At 57.4% G+C, this 18,365-nt stretch carries 22 protein-coding genes and 1 tRNA gene; all 23 read right to left on the bottom strand.

The features are described 5' to 3' along the window. Window positions 1–43 precede the first annotated feature (43 nt). Complete coding sequence (locus Q8Q08_08555; GenBank protein ID MDP2654066.1) at window positions 44–1,027, bottom strand: glycosyltransferase; 984 nt, start codon at window positions 1,025–1,027, stop codon at window positions 44–46. Between the two features lie 38 nt (window positions 1,028–1,065). Next, window positions 1,066–1,746, bottom strand: coding sequence for a class I SAM-dependent methyltransferase (locus tag Q8Q08_08550; protein ID MDP2654065.1), 681 nt, complete (start codon window positions 1,744–1,746; stop codon window positions 1,066–1,068). After that, window positions 1,743–2,102 carry a DUF2304 domain-containing protein gene (locus Q8Q08_08545; GenBank protein MDP2654064.1) on the bottom strand — a complete coding sequence of 120 codons (360 nt, stop codon included), beginning with the start codon at window positions 2,100–2,102 and terminating at the stop codon, window positions 1,743–1,745. Before Q8Q08_08545 ends, Q8Q08_08550 begins: the two co-directional genes overlap by 4 nt. 1 nt (window position 2,103) lies before the next feature. After that, window positions 2,104–2,862, bottom strand: coding sequence for a glycosyltransferase family 2 protein (locus Q8Q08_08540; protein MDP2654063.1), 759 nt, complete (start codon window positions 2,860–2,862; stop codon window positions 2,104–2,106). After that, on the bottom strand, window positions 2,862–3,218 hold the full coding sequence (locus Q8Q08_08535; GenBank protein ID MDP2654062.1) for a F0F1 ATP synthase subunit delta: 357 nt from the start codon (window positions 3,216–3,218) through the stop codon (window positions 2,862–2,864). Before Q8Q08_08535 ends, Q8Q08_08540 begins: the two co-directional genes overlap by 1 nt. A 171-nt stretch (window positions 3,219–3,389) precedes the next feature. After that, complete coding sequence (locus Q8Q08_08530) at window positions 3,390–4,700, bottom strand: S41 family peptidase (GenBank protein ID MDP2654061.1); 1,311 nt, start codon at window positions 4,698–4,700, stop codon at window positions 3,390–3,392. 295 nt (window positions 4,701–4,995) lie between these two features. Beyond that, complete coding sequence (locus Q8Q08_08525; protein MDP2654060.1) at window positions 4,996–5,418, bottom strand: EF-hand domain-containing protein; 423 nt, start codon at window positions 5,416–5,418, stop codon at window positions 4,996–4,998. Between the two features lie 112 nt (window positions 5,419–5,530). Next, complete coding sequence (locus Q8Q08_08520; protein ID MDP2654059.1) at window positions 5,531–6,289, bottom strand: lipoate--protein ligase family protein; 759 nt, start codon at window positions 6,287–6,289, stop codon at window positions 5,531–5,533. Window positions 6,290–6,333: 44 nt separating this feature from the next. Next, window positions 6,334–7,845: an aminomethyl-transferring glycine dehydrogenase subunit GcvPB gene (gene gcvPB / locus Q8Q08_08515; protein MDP2654058.1), complete on the bottom strand. Its 1,512-nt coding sequence runs from the start codon at window positions 7,843–7,845 to the stop codon at window positions 6,334–6,336. 15 nt (window positions 7,846–7,860) lie between these two features. Further along, entirely contained in the window at window positions 7,861–9,201 is a 1,341-nt protein-coding gene (gcvPA, locus tag Q8Q08_08510; protein MDP2654057.1) for an aminomethyl-transferring glycine dehydrogenase subunit GcvPA, read from the bottom strand. A 50-nt stretch (window positions 9,202–9,251) separates the two neighbouring features. Beyond that, the gene (gcvH, locus tag Q8Q08_08505) at window positions 9,252–9,629 is read right to left on the bottom strand and encodes a glycine cleavage system protein GcvH (protein MDP2654056.1); all 378 of its coding nucleotides are present in this window, start codon (window positions 9,627–9,629) and stop codon (window positions 9,252–9,254) included. Between the two features lie 22 nt (window positions 9,630–9,651). Next, window positions 9,652–10,752: a glycine cleavage system aminomethyltransferase GcvT gene (gcvT, locus tag Q8Q08_08500; GenBank protein MDP2654055.1), complete on the bottom strand. Its 1,101-nt coding sequence runs from the start codon at window positions 10,750–10,752 to the stop codon at window positions 9,652–9,654. Between the two features lie 185 nt (window positions 10,753–10,937). Beyond that, window positions 10,938–11,507, bottom strand: a complete 570-nt coding sequence (locus Q8Q08_08495) for a hypothetical protein (protein MDP2654054.1) — start codon at window positions 11,505–11,507, stop codon at window positions 10,938–10,940. Window positions 11,508–11,509: 2 nt separating this feature from the next. After that, window positions 11,510–11,764: a GIY-YIG nuclease family protein gene (locus tag Q8Q08_08490; protein ID MDP2654053.1), complete on the bottom strand. Its 255-nt coding sequence runs from the start codon at window positions 11,762–11,764 to the stop codon at window positions 11,510–11,512. 244 nt (window positions 11,765–12,008) lie between these two features. Further along, window positions 12,009–12,085 (bottom strand) — tRNA-Arg (locus Q8Q08_08485). A gap of 112 nt (window positions 12,086–12,197) precedes the next feature. Then, on the bottom strand, window positions 12,198–12,971 hold the full coding sequence (locus tag Q8Q08_08480) for a toxin-antitoxin system YwqK family antitoxin (GenBank protein MDP2654052.1): 774 nt from the start codon (window positions 12,969–12,971) through the stop codon (window positions 12,198–12,200). 22 nt (window positions 12,972–12,993) lie between these two features. Further along, entirely contained in the window at window positions 12,994–14,496 is a 1,503-nt protein-coding gene (locus tag Q8Q08_08475; protein ID MDP2654051.1) for a glycosyltransferase family 39 protein, read from the bottom strand. Then, window positions 14,493–14,768, bottom strand: coding sequence for a hypothetical protein (locus Q8Q08_08470; protein ID MDP2654050.1), 276 nt, complete (start codon window positions 14,766–14,768; stop codon window positions 14,493–14,495). The genes Q8Q08_08475 and Q8Q08_08470 overlap by 4 nt, the downstream gene beginning before the upstream one ends. A gap of 19 nt (window positions 14,769–14,787) precedes the next feature. After that, window positions 14,788–15,396 carry a thermonuclease family protein gene (locus Q8Q08_08465; protein MDP2654049.1) on the bottom strand — a complete coding sequence of 203 codons (609 nt, stop codon included), beginning with the start codon at window positions 15,394–15,396 and terminating at the stop codon, window positions 14,788–14,790. Between the two features lie 4 nt (window positions 15,397–15,400). Next, entirely contained in the window at window positions 15,401–15,598 is a 198-nt protein-coding gene (xseB, locus tag Q8Q08_08460; GenBank protein ID MDP2654048.1) for an exodeoxyribonuclease VII small subunit, read from the bottom strand. Window position 15,599: 1 nt separating this feature from the next. Further along, window positions 15,600–16,958 (bottom strand): exodeoxyribonuclease VII large subunit, encoded by a 1,359-nt coding sequence (xseA, locus tag Q8Q08_08455; protein MDP2654047.1) that lies wholly within the window; start codon window positions 16,956–16,958, stop codon window positions 15,600–15,602. Continuing rightward, window positions 16,951–17,421 (bottom strand): histidine phosphatase family protein, encoded by a 471-nt coding sequence (locus tag Q8Q08_08450; GenBank protein ID MDP2654046.1) that lies wholly within the window; start codon window positions 17,419–17,421, stop codon window positions 16,951–16,953. The genes xseA and Q8Q08_08450 overlap by 8 nt, the downstream gene beginning before the upstream one ends. Before the next feature lie 28 nt (window positions 17,422–17,449). Then, on the bottom strand, window positions 17,450–18,364 hold the full coding sequence (locus Q8Q08_08445; protein MDP2654045.1) for a sugar phosphate isomerase/epimerase: 915 nt from the start codon (window positions 18,362–18,364) through the stop codon (window positions 17,450–17,452). Window position 18,365: the final 1 nt, after the last annotated feature.

Raw genomic sequence — 18,365 nt, 5'->3', positions numbered from 1 at the left:
GAAGCGTTAGCGAGGAAAAAGAAGCGAAAAACGGAAGGAAAAATCAGGGCTTCTTGGAGAACGGCCAGAAAAGCGCGCCCCACAAAAAGCCCCCGGTTCTTGCAAAGGCACGGGCACCGGAGACCCAGGCCCAGAATAAAATTTCGTAAAATGAGCGCTGAATTTTCAGCGAAAAATACAGCTCCATCAGGAGCAGGCCTGAAACGGCGGCAACCGGCAACAGGAGCGGGACCGGAAGACGCAGGGCCCATGCCAAAAATCCCGCAACAATCAGGCCGGACAACGGGACTTCCAGCATATCTTTCCAGAACGTGTAATTGTCCCCCCCGCTCATGGACGGGTGACGCGCGTACATCCTCACCCTCCAGAACCCGTGACGGCCCTGCTCGCGAAGATATTTGCCGACACGCTCGGGATGGTGATGATCGACGAGAGAACCCTTGTCGAAGTAAATTTTATAACCCTTGCCGAGGATCTTGTAACTCAAATCATTGTCCTCCCCGCTGGCATGGCGGTACCCCTCATCAAAGCCCCCGACCTCAAAAAACACCGCGCGCCGCACAGCGAAATTGTAGCTCCCGAAAACCTTGGGATACAACGGCATTCGTTCCTGATGCCGAAAAATGATTTCTCTGTGAATGCACCGGGCCAGTATGCTGTCCGGGTTGGCGATGCCGTAACTGCCGGCCACGACCGCCACCCGGGGATCGGAAAAATGGTTCAGCATACCGGAGACCCAATTCCCGCGCGGGACGCAGTCCGCATCCGTAAAAAAAAGATATTCACCCGTGGATTTTTGAGCGCCCAAATTCCTGGCCGATGCCGGTCCACGGTTTGGCTGGCGAAGATATTTGACCCCCGGGAATCCCCGGACGATTTCCGGGCTCTGATCATGGGAACCATCGTCGACAACAATGACTTCCATGAGAGACGAAAAGTCCTGCAATGCAGCGGCTTGCAGATTTTTTGCTATCGTTTTCTCGCCGTTAAAAACAGGGATAATGACGCTGACGACCGGGGATGGCATATTCACTCATTGAAGCCAGGCGGCTTTGTCCTTGGAGCTCATTGGGATACTGAAAAAAGCAACATGCCGAAACGGGGCCCCAAAAGCCTGTCCGGGGAAAACGCGAACGGGAAGGTGTTCACCCCTCCGGCCCGAAGCACGGTCATGGCGTTTCGCTGATTGAGGTCCAAAAGCTGGGACATCACAAAAGGCGTCTCCTGGATCCCGGGCATGAAAAACGGGCGGATCAATTCCCATGGCGACCATCGGTTGGGAACAAACGTGATGATCACTCCTCCTGAATTGAGCAAACTTTTTAGATTACGAAAGATTTGGTCCTGCTGGGACGCCGAAAAGTGCTCGAACAGGCCGTCTGTAAAGATCAGATCAAAACGGTCCTGAACGCGCCCGGCCAGTCCCTCCGCCAAAAGGTCGGCCTTCACCACCCTGGCCCGTCCCTGCGTCATGGCTTTCGTGATGTCCAGCGCCGCGTCGGCGTAGTCCATGGCCGTGGTCGTCATGCCGCGGCCGCAAAAATGCCGCGAAAAAAATCCGCTCCCGCATCCGGCATCCAAGGCTTTTTTCCCGGGCGCGGCATACTCGTCGATGATCCGGATGATGCGGCGCTTGGACCAGCTCACCGCGTCGGGCCTGGCCGAAAAATTCCTGGACCAGAAACGGTTCCAATCCTCATCGCGCGGCATGCCGCGCGGGGAGATCGAGGGCGATGTCTCCGTCATAATTCCGAACCGGTCTTTTTCTTGAGTTCCCGCAATTCTTCCTCCAGCAATCCCAATTTCTGAGCGATCGCGTCATTGCGGCCGTTCTGCTGGCAGAGGAAAATCGTCATGAGCAGGCTCAAAAAGACGAACCCGCCGAGGATCACGTAAAAAATGAAATTGCTGGTCAGCGCGAAGCCGAGCCGGTCCGACAGCGCGTAAAGCAGATCATCGAACACGGCGCAGAAAACGGCGAGGGACAGGACGAAAATCCATCCCATCGCGTACTTGAACGTGAGCTTTTCCCGGCGGACAAGTTCAAAAACGAACATCAGCACCAGGACGGAAAGGATTATGGATAAATATCGCGCGTTCATGTCATTCTCCCGTCTTGTTCACCTTGACCATGTCCAACAGGATGGCCAAGGTCACTTTGAACATGTAATACAACGTGGCCAGATAGCGGATGGAACTGTGCCCGGACAACCGCTCGCGCATCTGGACCGGGACTTCCTTCACCTGCGCGCTCATCCGGCTGGCGAGGACGATGGATTCGGGCTCCGGATAATCCTGGGGATACCGTCCGGCAAAAGTCTTGATCATCCTGCGATTGAAAGCCCGGAATCCCGATGTCGGATCCGTGACGCGGTATCCGGTGAGGGCGCCGATCAGCCAGGCAAAAAACTGGATGCCGATGCGGCGGATGAACGACGAACGGTACCCCACGTAGGGTGGGAGAAAACGGCTGCCGATCACCATGTCGGCCTCGCCGGATTCGATGGGGCGCAAAAGATCCGGCAAAAACCGGGCGTCATGCTGGCCGTCGCCGTCCACCTGGACGGCCGCTCGGTATTTTTTGCGCGCCGCGAACTGGAACCCGGTCTGGACCGCGCCGCCGATTCCGAGATTGAACGGCAGGGCCACGGTCAGCACGCCGGCCTCCCGGGCCTCCCGCAGGGTCGCGTCCCGCGACCCGTCATCCACGACGAGAATATCCAAAGGCAGCGGCACGGCCTGCAGCTCGCGCACCGTGCGCCCGATGTTTCCGCTCTCATTGTAAGCCGGGACAATCGCGAGGATGCGATCATTGGCATCCGGCCGGCGGGAACCCGGAGATCGATCGACCTCCGGCCCCATCACCACGACCTGGCCTGACGTAAACGGTCCCGCAGGCTGAAATCGATGTGGCGGAACCCGCATTGGATGATCATGCCGCCCCAGATCTTCGGATCCACCTGAAAAACCGGGTCTGCGGTGATCTTGAGGTGCTTCTTCAAATATTGCACGATCCGGGCCCTTGAGGACGCCCGGAGATTTTTATGCGTGGTGAGGGTCACGGCGTCCGTCAAAGGCCCCTGCTCGCCCCGGCGGGACCACTCCAGCTGTTTGAGCGCCGTTTCGATCAGGATATTGTCCAGGACCTTCTTCAGGACAAAGACCACGACCGAGATGGCCACCAATTGCGCCAGCAGGACTTGTGCGAGAAACGACATACGCCTCCGTATTTTCCGCGCCCGCCCACGGCCACGCGGGACGGCGCCTTTTTATCGTAGAACGGGGGGCAACGGATTGCAACCAAATTTGTCGCGGTTTCAGAGAAACAGCCGTCTGCGCCTGGGAATCAAAAACGGGAAATCAAAAGAAAACGGCAGGGCCCCCGGCCTTTATCTTCTATTTTTATTTTTCGCCGCCAGATATTCCGCCGCGCGCCGGATGATGTTGTCTTCCGGGGCTTTTTCATCCGGGACGACGCCGTCAAAACTGAAGGCCTTCCCGTCGGGATAATGGCCGCGGGCCGTCACCAGCAGCAGCATGGACTCGTCCTCAAACGGGAACATGCTTTTCAGAAAAACCTGGCCGGCGGTGTTCGCGCCCATCACCACGGCCCGGCCGCGGTCCTGAAGGATCCCGGTGAACAGTTCCGAGGCGCTTCCGCTCGCCTTGTTGACCAGGATGGCGATGGGGCCTTTGTAGTGGAACCGCTCGGGAATGGCGGGCACGTCCAGACTGGCCTTGGGCTGGTTCCTTTTCTGAAAGTACGCGAACTCCTCTTTCGGCGGCAAAAAGAACGCCGAGATCTCCCTCGCCGCCAGGGGCGGGCCTCCGGGGTTCCCGCGCAAATCGATGACCAGCCCCGTGTCCCCCTGTTTAAGGATATACGACATGAACATCGTCATGTCTTCCGACGTTTTCTGGTTGAACCGCTGGATCTGCAGGCAATAGATCCCGGGAACGTCAACGGGGACCATGAACACGGTCTGCTTGAAATACTCCTGGCTGACGACCTCGATGGTCTTCTCCTCTTTCACCGACGGGTCAAGATACAGCAGGGCCACTTTCGCCCCCTCGAGGGGCGTGAGGCGGTCCTGGATATCTTTCTCGGTCAGATCCCCGACCGGCGTTTCATCGATCTTGAGGATGATATGGCGCTCCCGCAGCCCTTTCAGAAAAGCGTCCGACCGCGGCTCCATGCGCGTGACCATGTACCCCACCGGAACGAGCCGGCCTTCAATGCCGAGATCGACGCGCTTGCCGAGAACGGTCTGCTCATAGGTCTTGGCGGCCTGGGGCGGAAAGAAAGCGGAAAAAATATCGTCGGGAGATTTCAGGAAATCGATGAGATAGGCCGAGCTCCGCCATTTGATGAAGTCGCTGGTCTTCCCTTCGCCTTTGAGCTGGGAATAAATTTTTGCGTTGAACATCTCGAGGAAGCGGTCAAACCCCTCCCGCTTGACGGGCATGAAGTAGTTCTCGTCCATCGTCGAGTAGACTTTCTCGAAAAAGACGAGGTACTGCTGATAATCGGCGTTTTGCGAAGATGGCGTGGTCTGGTTCATGGGAGGGTCCGGCGTTTCGCCCGAGGCCATGGCAGGGCTGCCGAAGAAAAGGGACAAACAGATTCCGGAAATAAAGATTTTCTCATGCATAAAGAATGGAAAAATCAGGACCGGAGGCTTTCGGGTCCATAAGCTCATGACCCCGGCTGCCCTAACCGCTTTGCAGGGCAAGACGGCCGGGGCCTTCGGTGGTTTGGCCATTCTGGGCTAAAACCACCCTGAGCGAAGTCGAACGGGTTCGCACGGATGGCTTACGTTCGCCTGCGGCTCCGTAAGTCCTCATTACCCCCGCATGATTGCTGACGCAATCAAAACTGCGGGGTTAATTCGGGCATTGACTTACGTTCACTGCGTTCCGTAAGTCAAGCCCTCATTAAAAAAAATCCCACTGCCGGAAGGGCAATGGGATTTATGATTCAAGGAGACTCAAGGGTTAATCCGCAAGGTCATTCGTGATGTCGAGCATCTCGTAACGGCTGACCACGCCATCCTTGCTTTTGTCGTATTGCTTGAGGATGTCCGTGTCGACCTTGATCCCGCCTTTGGATTGGATGGTCTGAATAACGTCGCGGAGATAGATCTTCACTTCCGCAGGCTGAAGTTTGCCGTCGCGGTTGACGTCATACTTTTTCTCGACGGCATTAGTGACCGCCGGCGCTGTCTGGGCCCAAAACGGCGCTGGTTTCTCGGCCTCATCCGTGCTCGCAGCTGCGGCCGGGGCCGGTTTGGCCGGGGCCGGGCGTGCGGCGCCTGCTCCCCGACGGCGGTTGTAATTGATCAACTGGGCTTGGGCGACCTCGCTGAAAACAAAAAGAACGGAAATACCCGCAACCAACAAAAGGAACGACTTTCTCATTTCCGCACCCTCCTTGCCGATGGGATCATTTTGAATAAATTCATTATACAGTCTTACCGGTGGCTGTCAACCCTTTCGGAGAAATAAATTTACGTGAAAATACGGAACCGGGTCACCGGCGTCCCGGAGAAGGATCCCGGGTCTCATCCGGAAGGTCAACGGCCACGGCGCGGCCGGCACACGCCTCTGCGAGGGCCTGCCGTTCTTCGGGAGGCCATTCCACATCCACGCCGATGACGCTGAATTCTTCACACAGGGCCTGCCGGAAAACCACCGGATCGAGCGGAACGTTCACCACAAAATCCAGATGCCCCCGCTTGCGGCGGTACTCCGGGACCTCCCGGGGAATCGCAAGATACCGCTCGATCTTTTCCAAGTCAAAGGCGTAGAGGATGGTCCCGTGATGGAGGATAAACCGCCGCCCCCGGTGCTGGGCATTGCCGGAGAACTTCTTTTCTCCGTCGGGAACGGCAAGGTCCGAAATCGGACGGAAAACGGCCCGCACGCCGGAGCGCCCCAGCGCGGCGATGACCTTTCCCAGGATCCAGGCGTAAGATTTTCGAAGATCATTGAGCGCCGGGTCGCGGTCTTTGGAAATGATCAAGGAATAATTGAGACAGCCCGGCCCCTGCAGGACCGTCCCTCCGCCCGAAAACCGGCGGAGGACAGGAACGCGGTCGCGCCGCGCATCCGCCGCTTTGACATCGTCTCCGGCCTTTCCTGTCCGGCCCAGGACCACGAACAGTTCCGGGGACTCCCAGACGCGCAGGGCCTCCCCGCCTTTTCCCTGATCGGCCAGGGACAGCAGGACCTCGTCATAAAGGATGTTTTCCGCGGGGGTCGTCAATACCGGCTGTTTCCAGATCATCATCAAGCTCCTGCGAAGGCGCGGGACGCAAACGGCGGGGAGAAAGCCTACAAATGACGCGACACCGGCATGGACGGCGGCTCGGGAGAAACCGCGGCCGGGGAGGATTTGCCGAGAAAATAGCTGGTGTCGAGGTCCCGCGCGGCCCTGACCTCGTCCGGGCGGGAGACCGGCATCGACCGGGGCATGTCATGAAAGGCCCCGGGGGCCGTGCGGCTCAGGTCATCGGCTTCCACCATGGCGTCGATGAACTGGTCAATGGTTTCCTTGGATTCAGTCTCGGTCGGTTCGACCATGATGGATTCCTTGACTGTCAGGGGAAAATACACCGTCGGGGGATGCATGCCCCTGTCGATCAGAAATTTGGCGATGTCGATGGCATGAACGCCCCGCTGGGCCTGACGCGAAGCCGAAAATACGCACTCGTGCATGCACGTCCGGTCGTAGGGCAGATCGTAATTCTCCTGCAAACGGCGCATGATGTAATTGGCGTTCAGGACGGCGTGATTGCCCGTCTGGATCAAGCCCTCCCGGCCGAGCATGACAATATACGCATACGCCCGCAGGAGGAGCGCAAAATTCCCGTAAAACGGCGCGACATAACCGATGGATTCCGGATAACCGTAGTTCAGGGCAAAGGTCCCGTTGTCACGCTTGACCACGCGGGAGATCGGTAAGAATTTCGCCAGGTGCTCCTTCACCCCCACCGGGCCGGCTCCCGGGCCGCCCCCGCCGTGCGGGGTGGTGAACGTCTTGTGCGTGTTGATGTGCATGATGTCAAACCCGATGTCCCCCGGGCGGCAACGGCCGAGAATGGCGTTCAGGTTCGCGCCGTCGTAATACATCAGGCCGTCCACGGCATGGATGATCTCCGCGGTCTTGTCGCTGTCGGAATCGAAGATCCCCAGAGTGTTGGGGTTCGTGATCATCAGGCCGGCCGCTTCGGACGTGACCTTCTCCTTGAGCTTACGGATGTCCATGACCCCGCGGCTATCCGACGGAACGGAAACAATGTCATAGCCCGCGATCGCGGCCGTGGCCGGGTTTGTTCCGTGGGCCGAGTCCGGGATGATGATATATTTTTTCTTGTTGCCCCTGGCCTTGTGATAGGCCGCCATGATCATGACCCCGGTCAGTTCTCCGTGGGCGCCGGCCAGCGGCTGGAGCGTAAAGGCGTCCATGCCGGTGATCTCGCACATCAACTGTTCCGTTTCATAAAGGACGCGCAAGGCCCCCTGGACAAGGTCCTCTCCCCCGCGCAGCTGGGGCAGCAGCGGATGAAGGTCGCTGAACCCCGGCAAACGGGCCACGCTCTCGGTAAATTTCGGGTTGTATTTCATCGTGCAGGACCCAAGCGGGTAAAACTGGCTGTCCACCGAAAAATTCCGGTGGGACAATCTCATGAAGTGGCGGACCGCGTCGAGCTCGCTGACCTCGGGAAGGCCGGACGGTTCCTTGCGCAGGTATTTCTCCGGCAGAGAGACCTCGGCCGGCACGTCGGGTTCCGGAAGACGGAAACCGCGGCGCCCGGGTTTGCTCTTTTCAAAAATTAATTCCATGCGATGATCCCTGTTCTATTCATTCAAGACCGCGCGCAGGCCGTCGGCGAAGCGGAGGATTTCTTCTTTCGTCCGCTTTTCCGTGACCGCGACCGTCATGTAATGGTCCATCCCGCCGTAATAGCGCCCCAGGGGAAAACCGGCGGCAAAACCTTTTTTGATCATGGCCTCGACCACATCCGAGGCGTCCTTGCAGAGCCGCACCGTGAATTCATTGAAGGTCGGGGAGCTCCTTTTGACCTCCACCCCATCAATTTTTCCCAGCACCTGCCGGGCGAATTCCGCCTTGGCCAGATTCAGCCGGGCCAGGTCCCTGAGGCCTTCCCGGCCCATGACCGTCATAAAAATCTGCGCCTGCACCGCGCACAGCGCCACGTTGGTGCAGATGTTGGACGTGGCTTTTTCCCGGCGGATGTGCTGCTCGCGGGCCTGCAGGGTGTTGACAAAACACCGGCGGCCCTGCGCGTCCACGGTCTGCCCGACGATGCGGCCGGGCATCTTGCGGATAAGCTTAGACCGCGTGGCCATGAACCCCAGATACGGCCCGCCGAAATTGAGCGGAAGCCCCAGGCTCTGGCCTTCGCCGGTCACGATGTCCGCACCCATCTCCCCCGGCGTTTTCAGGATCCCCAGAGACACCGGATAAACGCTGGCGATCGCCAGGGCGCCGACGCGGTGGGCCTTTTCAATGATGTCGGAATGATCGTCGACCGCTCCGAAAAAATTCGGGTTCTGCAGGATCACGGCCGCGGTCTTGTCGTCGAGAAGGCGGGCGATGGCCTCCCGGTCGCTCTGACCGTGCACAACCGGTGTTTCCGTAAATTCGATGTCGAGATTGCTGGTGTAACTCCTGATCATGGTGCGGTAGATCGGGCTGACCCCGCCGTCCATGAGGACCTTGTTGCGGCCGGTGGTCCGCACGGCCATCATCACGGCTTCATAGATGGCGGTCCCTCCGTCGTAAAGCGAGGCGTTGGCGGCCTCCATGCCGGTCAAGGTGCAGATGGAACTCTGAAATTCGTAGAGGGCCTGCAGCGTCCCCTGGGAGCACTCCGGCTGATAAGGCGTATAGGCCGTGTAAAGCTCTCCGCGGGAGATCAGGGCGTTGACGGCCGCCGGGATATAATGGTCGTAATACCCGCCGCCGATGAAAAGGACCAGGTCGCTTCGGTTCAGCTCGGAAAGCCGCCGGCAATGCTCGACGACCTCCCATTCCGATTTTCCTTCGGGGAGCGCGAACGATTTGGGGCGTTGGTGAGGACGGATGTCGGCAAACAGGTCGTCTATGCTCTTGGCGCCGACCGCGGCCAGCATCGCGTCGACATCGTCAGGGGTATTGGCAATATAAGGATTCAAGAGATTACCTTTCGGCGGTCATCACCACGGATGACCGGAAAACGACAGGATCATTCCAGGGTTTTCAGAAAACTGCGGTATTCGGCGGCCGTCATGAGGTTGGATTTCTCCTCGGGATCGGAGACTTCGATCTTGGCGATCCAGCCCTTTTCGTAACAGTCCTTATTGATCAGCCCCGGGTTCGCCTCCAGGTCATGGTTGGCCTCGACGACCTTCCCCGAGACGGGGCTGAAGATATCGCTGGCCGCCTTGACCGACTCGACCGACGCCAGGTGCTCAAACTGCTCAACCTCGATGTCCGGGGCGGGAAGCTCGACGAACGTGATGTCTCCCAGCGCCTCCTGGGCGTACTCGGTGATCCCGACCGTCGCGACCGCGTCGTCGATGTTCACCCATTCGTGTTCTTTGGTGTAAAAATAATGGTTGATGATTTCCATAAGAAGATCTCCTTCAAGATTTGAGTGAACCCTGCGGATAAACGGGCCGTTTCACGATTTCGCCCGGAAGAGCCTGGCCTTCGCCGCCGAACAGGATTTTTTCGCCGGGGGTCCCATGCCCGGCCCCGACAAACCCCAACCCGACGCCTTTATTCAGAAACGGTGAAAATGTTCCGCTGGTCACGGTCCCGATTTCCTCGCCGGACGCGGCATAGAGACGATGGCCGACCCGCGGCGACCTGCGGCTTTCAGACGCAAAACACGCCAGCCGGCGGCTGACGCCGGAATTTTTCTGCAGCAACAGCGATTCCTTGCCGAAGAAATCCTTGTCCCAGGCGATGAACTTGTTCAAGCCGGCGTCCAGCGGAGAAATGGCCTCATCAAGCTCATGGCCGTAAAGGCAATAGCCCATCTCGATCCGCAGGACATCCCTGACGCCGAGCCCGGCGGGTTGGGCGCCCAGGCGGAGGATCTCGCGCCACAATTCCGGCGTGCGGCCCCACGGGAAATAAATCTCATAGCCCAGCTCGCCGGTGTAGCCGGTCCGGCTGACAATAACGTCTTCGCCCATAACCTCGAACGTATCGAAAGCGTAATAGTCCAGTCGCCCGATGCCGCGGACCAGAGGGCTCAGGAGGTCGCGCGCCTGCGGACCCTGGATATCGAGTTTGCCCGTTTCAAAGGAAACATTGCTGAACGCGCCGGGGACCTTCACGATGTTCTGGAACTGGCGCGCGTCCTTTTCCATCGTGGCCCCGTTGACGACGACCATCCAGCGGTCGGCGCTGATGCGATAAACGATCAAATCATCGATGACGCCGGCCCGGTCGTTGAGCATCACGCCGTAACGGCACGTTTTCAAGGGCATGTCGGCCAGCGGCTGGGTGACGACCCTGTCCAAGCCGCTCTCCAGCGCATCACCGGAGATGAGGAACTCCCCCATATGGGACGTGTCGAAAACCGTGACGCGCTTGCGGGTGTCTTCGTACTCGGCGAGGATCCCCTCATACTGCAGCGGCATCTCCCAGCCGCCGAAGGGGACCATTTTGGCCTTCAGGCGGAGGTGCTCATCATAAAGAGGAGTTTGCTTAAGATCCGTGTCAGATGACATCATGGGGAAGTCTGGTGTGATCGTTGAATTGGGAATCCTTCGTGGCTCGTCCTCGCGGGGCGAACACCGGAAAACATCGAACCTCATCTTATTAAATTCTTTTTCGGTTGTAAAGATAATTCCCTGGAATTGCTGGCCTGGACATAGGGGGACTCCACGGAATTCGCAAACACGCGTTTTTGCTATCTTTAGTCTGCCTTTTTGATTAACGAAACCATTGGCTTAGATGCTTTCCCTTTTGCGTCGATCCAAAAACCCTGTATCCTTAATTGGTTGCTTTCTGACTGCTTTTCGGAATCGGGTATATTTATAATAAGATACTTTTCTTCCTCGAAAGTGAACCTGGCACTCCTTACGCTCTTTAAAATTTTCAATCTTCTCTTGCGATAGAGCTTCTTCCCATAAGAACATACCCACACTTTACGAACAGCCTTAATATCGATAAGTTTAAAGAAATCAGTGTCTATTTCATCTTCAGTATCAATCCATTCCGATTCAAGAGCCAATTCTAACCAGTACTTTCCTCCCTGTTCTTTCCACCAGCACACGTCGACAAGATACTCGCCTTCACCGCGCTTTTTGGTTTTTGATAATTCAACGGCGATTTCTTCACCCTTGGCTTTTTTCTCATCTTCAGCAAGATCACAGAATGAGTCTTTGATCCAATTTGTCCAACTATGGTAATCATTCCTGTCCCAAGGTATATTTCGCTTATTTTTCTCCCAATAAGCAATAATCTCCTGGTAAAAATCTTCCATGATTATCCTTGGATAAGATGTTTTCTCAAAAACACCCTGCCGGAATGACTTTTAAGATAAATTTCAAATTTTTGAGCTAATTCCTTGCTTTGGAAAACAACATGAGTTTCTAAATTCCATGGGGCATATTGCCGGGTGTATGCACTGGCTTTGGGGTTTTGGTGGTCTTCCATCCGTTTTTCAAGGTCTGCTGTATAGCCGATGTAAAACTGTTTAGGGTCTTTTTGGCTTTTAAGGATGTAAACGTAATATTTCATTACATGACTGTTCCGTCTTCGTCCCGATGCTCGCCCTTAGGTCGGCTCGGGACTTCGCCGGACAACAGGCTTCGCCAAATTGATCGATTTTTGGTCGGATCGGACTTCCCGGCTTCGCTCAATTGCTTTCGCATTGAGCTACGCCGGGCAACAGGCTTCGTTTTCTATAATCGCGCTGAACTTCGCCTGAAAATTATCTGGCGAAGCCAGGCGAAGTTCAACGCGAAAGCTGTTGAACGAAGCCTGGCGCGCCTGGAGGGACTTGAACCCCCAACACCCTGCTCCGAAGGCAGGTGCTCTATCCAATTGAGCTACAGGCGCAAATTTCCTCTAAATCTATAAAGGCGCCGCAGGCGCCAAACATCCAGAAAGATTTGCGCCTAGCCCCTGCGCTTTCCAGCAGGGGCAGGCGCAAGGCAACTCAATATCCCTTTCAATTCACCCCAAACCCCTGCTCGTATTCAACCCGGCCCTTTTCATCAAAAAAACGCCGGCCGACATACTGCCCATCCGTATAAACGTCCTCCTGAAACACCCTTTTCCCTTTGTACGTTTTAAAAGATCCATGGGGCTTGCCGTTCCGGTAGTCCCCCTCCACGGCCAACCGCCCATTCTCATGATATTCTCTGCTGACCCCGTCGCTGACGCCATCCATGGCATGCCATTCCCTTTTGAGCCGGCCGCTGGAATAAAATTCTTTCATCATCCCCTCCTGGCGGTCGTTCACTGCGGTTCCCACGCGCCAAAGTTCCCCGGAAGGATAATATCGCCGAAATATCCCATGCAAAATGCCGCCCCGGTACTCTTTTTCGAGGGACAGTTGCCCATTGTCTTGATATTCGCGATACCACCCGTTCAATTTGCCATCCTTGTAAACGGCATACACTTTCACATGATCATAGACGCTGTATTCTTTCCGGTCCCCGTGCAGGATGCCGTCTTTATAATTTTCCTCCAGCTTGATTTTCCCGTAATCAAAATATTCCTTCCGCTTGCCGTCCAACTGGCCGTTTTTATATTTCGCGGCCACCTTGATCTTCCCCTCCGGATAATACTCCACATACTTGCCGTCTTTTTTCCCATCAAGATACGTCGCCACCGATATCACAGCCCCGGTCTCATCGCGTGTCTTGACGGTCTCCCTCTTCCCGGAACAGGACGCGAGCCCCACCGCCAAGACCAGCATCCCGATTCCCGCAACAATCATCGAATTTTTCCGCACAGTCCCATCACTCCTTGATGTCCCGCGCCGGCCGTTCAAAAATCCAAATAGCCGGGGCCAGGAGCGCACCAGCGCCTTTGTCGGCATGATACCGCATCTTCCCGAAGGTTGCAACAACCCTGAAGCCCTGGCTCTCAAAGAAAGAAATCTGGCTCGAATCAAAAGGGTCCACCAGCGACGCATCGGAGGACGACCAGTTGTCAAGCTGGACCAAAATGCCCTCCGCATGGCCCTGGAAGATATTCCGCAGATCCGCGTAGGCCAGAGGTAGGCGCTGGATCTGGCCGCCCCACTGAAGGTATTCGATGCCGGAAAAATACCGGATCTGCCGTTCAGAAGAGCACAGGATCAAGGTCCCCGGCCGGGCCTGGTCCTTGATCCTGTGCCCGGCCTCATTAAAATTTCTGAAATATTTGTTTTCATCCGCCAAGCGGGCGGTCCTCTCCGGAGTCAAACCCAGCATCATGACGACAATGCCGGCAAGGACGGCGCTGATCGCCGCCCGTAAAGCGGACGGATGGCGAAACACCCGCCGGAGGGCATCCTCAACGCCCCAGGCCGCGAGCAAGCAGACGCAGGGCAGGATCACAATGGCATAACGCGTGGTCAGTTGCGGAACGAGAGAAAAAAACGCCAGGGAGCAAAGACCCCAGCCCCCCAAAAGAAAAGCGGCCGCGCGCCCGCTCAAAAACAGAGAAGCCACGCCCCAAACCAGGGCAAAAAATAAATATTTCCATTCCAATAATCTCGGTAAATACCAGAGGTATGGCCAAACCTTTTTCCATGACGCCCCGGCCAGGACACCCTGGTCCGTGACGACGGACGTGTGTCCCTTGAGGTTCATCGCCACGACAATGGCCAGAGACACGGCCATGCACGCAGCGGGAATCAGCATGCGCCTGGCCTTTTCCTGCCATCCGGCTTTCACGCAAAACCCATAAAACAGGGGCACCAGGAGCGCAAATAAAATACCGTACGACTTAAGCAGAATCAACCCGCTCCCCAGCAAGCCGACGGCCCATCCCCAAGATCGCCGATCGTCTTCCTCCTCAAGCAACGCCCAGACAAGACCTGTCAAAAACACGGCAAACGCGACATCGCTGAGAATCCTGACCGATTCCCGCAGGTAAAGTCCGCTGTTGGCCAGCAATAGTGCCGACAGCAATCCGGCAAACGGAGTTGCCAGCTTCGCTCCCAACCGGTAAATCACATAGATCCCCAAAATGCCGATCAGATAAACGATCATCTGGCAGGCCTGCAAAGGCGGGAAAATCCCGTGGCCCAGAGACAGCAGGACGGGAAACAACGGCGGATGAATCTCAAAAATCTCAGGGGACAAAAGAAAAGCCGGATCGCCGAACAACCGCTTGGCATACCAGGCATACAGGGCCTCGTCCGACCAGAGCCGGTCTGTGAACACATACGGCGCACGGACCAGGGCCGCATAAACCAAAATCCCGAGCAGGAGAAGGCCGCAGACAAAGCGCTCGCTGATTTTCACATGCGTCATCTCGGAAGACTCTTGTCCAATTGGTCCACCTCTTCTTTGGCCTTCTGGTCGTTCCTGCGAAAAATCCGGCGGTAAACCCGCAAGGCCAGGTCTTTTTCCCCTTCCAGAAGGAGCCGCCGGACGTCAAACATGGTGGGATGTTTCAACAGAGGGTCGTAATCCTTCCGCCGGGAATGGCGATAATGCCGGACCCAGTTTGTCCACCCGAGGATTAAAAAAAACGCCGCCGTCACGATACACGTCAGCACCGCCACAAGGATCAGTTTTCCCACCGGGCCCTCCCTTCATGATTCATGCCGGATCAGCCGACGCCGGGATCACGCCGTCCCGCCACAGACCGCGCCCGGCCTCCCGGGCTTCCCGGGACAGCCGGCGAAAAAGTTCCGTATATTTCGTGTTCGGGGGGATCGTCATCGGGACAGCATACCCTTCCTCCACGACCGCGGCGTTCAGAAAATACCACGTCTGCCCGTCGATCTCCAGCAGGCTGACCGGGCGGCTCTGCCCGGCGGGAATGTTTTCTGCCGGCAAAAACACATAGGCGAGCAGCCGGCCGTAACGGTCGCGGGTTTCCGCGTCGAATTCGAGCCGCGCGGTCCGGCCCAGGGCCGCGCGTTCTGCGAAGCGGTGCGACTCTTTGCCCATGGCCATGATCGCGCGGATATCCCGCCTGCTCCGTTTGGCGTCCCGGAAAATCTTGTCGTTTTCAAAACTCTCGGGGCAGTCGATACCGATCAGCCTCACCTTCTCACCGCCGGACAAGAGCAGGGTGTCGCCGTCGAAAACCTTGACGACCTTGACCCGGCTGAAATCGGTTGGAGCTCCGCAGCGGATCGCCGAGACGCAAGCCAGCAGAGACAGGGCGAGCAAGACCACCCGGCGGACAACGCGGCCATCCACCCCATTATGCCTTGCCCTGGTCCTCAAAATCTTCCACCGCCTGTTTCACTTCCAGTTCGGCCTTCTCGATTTTCTGCTTGCACATTTTGATCAGCGAGACCGCCTCCTTGACCTTCTCCGAGAGTTCGTCCACATCGATCTCGTCGCTCTCGATCTTGGCGACGATCTCGTCCAGCCGTTTGACCGCCTTGCTGTATTTCATGTCAGCCACGTTTTTCCTCCTTCAAAAATTTTTTGACCTGGCTCTCGACCGAACCGTCGGCCAGGTGCGTTGTGATGGTCTCCCCTGTTTTGACATCCTTCAGGCCTCGGACCAGAACGCCGGCTGCCGTCCGGGTGATGCTGAAGCCCCTGCGGACGGTGTTCAGCGGATCCGCGATATCTAAAAGTTTTTTCCAGTGCCCGATCCGTGTTTTCTGCTGCAACAAAAACGCGCCGGCTGTTTTCCCAAGCGCGGCCTGACGGTCGGAGAGCCGGGCCGCATGTTCGCGCAATATCCGGGGAGACTGGCCCCGGACCACTTCCCGAAAACGGGCCATCCTCTCCCGGTGGGACTTTAAAAAACCGCCGGTGCGTGCCTGAAGGTCCACGGCCCTTGCCTGCAATCCCTGCCTTTCACCGGCCAGCCGCGCCTGCGCGGCATCGAGGATCAACGAGCCGCGGGTTTCAAGCGCCGACAAAAAATCCTGGACCCGCTGGACCAAAAACCGGGCGATCGCCGTCGGGGTCTTCTGGTAAGTGTGCGCGGCCATATCGGTGATGGTGATGTTGATCTCGTGGCCGATCCCGCTCAGGACAGGGACCGCCGAATCCGCGATCTCCGCGGCGATGGTCTCGTTGTCGAAACAGCTCAATTCCGCGATTGAGCCGCCCCCCCGGGTTATGACGATGACATCCAAGTCAGGGACACGGTTGAGCTGCCGAATCGCCCGGCAGACATCCGGCGGGGCGCCTTTGCCCTGCATCAGGGCATTCCGGAAAACGACGCGGAACCCGAGGCCGCTGTTTCTCAACTCCGAAAAAAAATCATTGTAGGCGGCCGAATCGTGCGAGCTGATCAATCCGATGTTCAACGGCACCTCGGGCAAGGGCAGCCCCTTGTTCTTATCGAGAAGCCCCTTTTGCTTGAGCAGGGCGATCAGCCGCTGGCGCTCCTGGGCGATTTTCCCAAGAGTATAAACAGGATCGATGCTTTCAACGATCAGGCGGACAGCGCCGTGCGGGGGATAGAAATCGATTTTGCAAAGGAATTTGACCTCGATGTCGTCCTTCAACTCAAAGGCGTTGGAGGATTCCCTGAGAATCCCGTCGATCAAGGCCCTGCGGTTGGCGAAGATAACGAGCCCGATCTTGGCCACGACTTCGTGCGTGACCGGGGCCTTCTCACAGAGCTCAAAAAAGACGTGCTTTTTATCCTTCTGGCGGTCATAGCCCTGGATCTCCCCGCAAACCCACACCGCCGACGGAAAGCCCTGGGACAGGACCTCGCGGATCGTTTCGTTGAGCTGGGAAACACTGAAAGCCGCCGAATCGGATCGGGGAAAAAGGTCGAGATTATCCATGGGATAGCCCTGAGGGCGTTATGACCGCGGTAATGGTCCAGGGCTGATGCGCCGCCCCTTCCAGGACGACCACCGCAGCGGTCGGCATGTGAACAATATTTTTGTCTTCCCCGTCGGTCACGAGCAAAGACACCAGCCGCGGCAGGAACGGGATATGCGAAACGATCAGAAGGTCGCGCCGCAGGTCCCGTATCTCGCGGGCCGCGGAACCGGGCGGGTCGTCCGGGGACAGGAAACCCTTTTCCTCGATCCCCCGTCCGGGGGCCAGGACATCCCGCAGGATCCCGGCGGTTTCCCGTGCCCTCGCCTTGGAGCTGTGCCAAAACGCCTCAATGGCCGCGCCGCGTCTCTTTAAATCCGCGGACACCCGGGCCACATCGTCCCGGCCCTTCGGGCTCAACTTCCTCTGAGAGTCCCCGGTTTCCGGGACCGCTTCTCCATGACGGACAAGATAAAGAATCATACCTTCCCATCCCTATTCGCCGGCCTCGTCAACAACACAGCGGGCGCAGCGTCCGGACCGCCGCCTTCATCTGTTCCGGCGTGGCGGTGGCGTGCGATTCAATGACCTGAAATTTATCCGCGGATAAATACGGAGACACGGACAAAAGATCGAAATCCCCCTCGAGAGGGGCCTGGTGGTCTTTCAGGATTTTGACCCCATGCAAATGAAAGCCGATCAACCGGTCGCGGTACTTTTCCAGATAACGCGCGTGCGGCGCGAGCCCGAGCCGACCGTTCACTTCCGCGTGCCCGACATCATGCCAGTATCCCATGCCCTGCCCGTGAAACAGCTCCAGCAGTTCTCCCACCTCATCGCAGTTGGGAATTTCCGTCGGATAATACCGCGTCTCCAGGCCGATCAATATTCCCCTTCCGCTGGCATAGGCCATCACGTCCCGGAGACTGCGGATAACGCTGTCCATATACGGGCCGCGGTGCTCCCGGCGAGATTTGAGAAAGGCCTCACGCAGAACGGCGAATTCCTCCGTGCCTCCCTGCCCCTGCCGCCACATCTCCAGCAAACGGCAGGACGGGTCTTCGGGAAGTTCCACGGACCCGGCGTGGATCACCACAACCCGAGCGGCCGTCCTCACGGCCGTATCGATCGCCTGTTGTGTCCACTGGACAGCCTTTTTGCGCTCATCGTCATCCACGGCGGACAGCCGGTAATAGTTCGACGGGTGCCGGGGCGACGGCCCGTCATGGGGGACAGGACAAAAATTGTGCACGCTGGACACCGTCAGGCCCAGATCGCCCAAAAGAGGGATGATTTTTTCCAGGTCTTGATGGACGACGCGGTAGCCCAATTCAATGGCATCGACTCCGGTCTCTTTGATCTCCGCCAGCATCTGGCGGACGTCTCCTCCGGACTCGTAATTCCAGGCCGTGGAAATGGCTAACATA

This window comes from Candidatus Omnitrophota bacterium (genome assembly GCA_030688425.1).
Lineage (GTDB): Bacteria > Omnitrophota > Gorgyraeia > Zapsychrales > JANLHA01 > JAUYIB01.
Note: the sequence above shows the minus strand (reverse complement) of the source record. Positions and strands in the feature narration are given on the sequence as shown.

What these genes read in the sequence shown, in the direction of transcription:
- Q8Q08_08555 (MDP2654066.1), bottom strand. Translation starts at nt 1,027, where the DNA reads ATGCCATCCCCGGTCGTCAGCGTCATTATCCCTGTTTTTAACGGCGAG.
- Q8Q08_08550 (MDP2654065.1), bottom strand. Translation starts at nt 1,746, where the DNA reads ATGACGGAGACATCGCCCTCGATCTCCCCGCGCGGCATGCCGCGCGAT.
- Q8Q08_08545 (MDP2654064.1), bottom strand. Translation starts at nt 2,102, where the DNA reads ATGAACGCGCGATATTTATCCATAATCCTTTCCGTCCTGGTGCTGATG.
- Q8Q08_08540 (MDP2654063.1), bottom strand. Translation starts at nt 2,862, where the DNA reads ATGGGGCCGGAGGTCGATCGATCTCCGGGTTCCCGCCGGCCGGATGCC.
- Q8Q08_08535 (MDP2654062.1), bottom strand. Translation starts at nt 3,218, where the DNA reads ATGTCGTTTCTCGCACAAGTCCTGCTGGCGCAATTGGTGGCCATCTCG.
- Q8Q08_08530 (MDP2654061.1), bottom strand. Translation starts at nt 4,700, where the DNA reads ATGAGCTTATGGACCCGAAAGCCTCCGGTCCTGATTTTTCCATTCTTT.
- Q8Q08_08525 (MDP2654060.1), bottom strand. Translation starts at nt 5,418, where the DNA reads ATGAGAAAGTCGTTCCTTTTGTTGGTTGCGGGTATTTCCGTTCTTTTT.
- Q8Q08_08520 (MDP2654059.1), bottom strand. Translation starts at nt 6,289, where the DNA reads ATGATGATCTGGAAACAGCCGGTATTGACGACCCCCGCGGAAAACATC.
- gcvPB (MDP2654058.1), bottom strand. Translation starts at nt 7,845, where the DNA reads ATGGAATTAATTTTTGAAAAGAGCAAACCCGGGCGCCGCGGTTTCCGT.
- gcvT (MDP2654055.1), bottom strand. Translation starts at nt 10,752, where the DNA reads ATGATGTCATCTGACACGGATCTTAAGCAAACTCCTCTTTATGATGAG.
- Q8Q08_08495 (MDP2654054.1), bottom strand. Translation starts at nt 11,507, where the DNA reads ATGGAAGATTTTTACCAGGAGATTATTGCTTATTGGGAGAAAAATAAG.
- Q8Q08_08490 (MDP2654053.1), bottom strand. Translation starts at nt 11,764, where the DNA reads ATGAAATATTACGTTTACATCCTTAAAAGCCAAAAAGACCCTAAACAG.
- Q8Q08_08480 (MDP2654052.1), bottom strand. Translation starts at nt 12,971, where the DNA reads ATGATTGTTGCGGGAATCGGGATGCTGGTCTTGGCGGTGGGGCTCGCG.
- Q8Q08_08475 (MDP2654051.1), bottom strand. Translation starts at nt 14,496, where the DNA reads ATGACGCATGTGAAAATCAGCGAGCGCTTTGTCTGCGGCCTTCTCCTG.
- xseB (MDP2654048.1), bottom strand. Translation starts at nt 15,598, where the DNA reads ATGAAATACAGCAAGGCGGTCAAACGGCTGGACGAGATCGTCGCCAAG.
- xseA (MDP2654047.1), bottom strand. Translation starts at nt 16,958, where the DNA reads ATGGATAATCTCGACCTTTTTCCCCGATCCGATTCGGCGGCTTTCAGT.
- Q8Q08_08450 (MDP2654046.1), bottom strand. Translation starts at nt 17,421, where the DNA reads ATGATTCTTTATCTTGTCCGTCATGGAGAAGCGGTCCCGGAAACCGGG.
- Q8Q08_08445 (MDP2654045.1), bottom strand. Translation starts at nt 18,364, where the DNA reads ATGTTAGCCATTTCCACGGCCTGGAATTACGAGTCCGGAGGAGACGTC.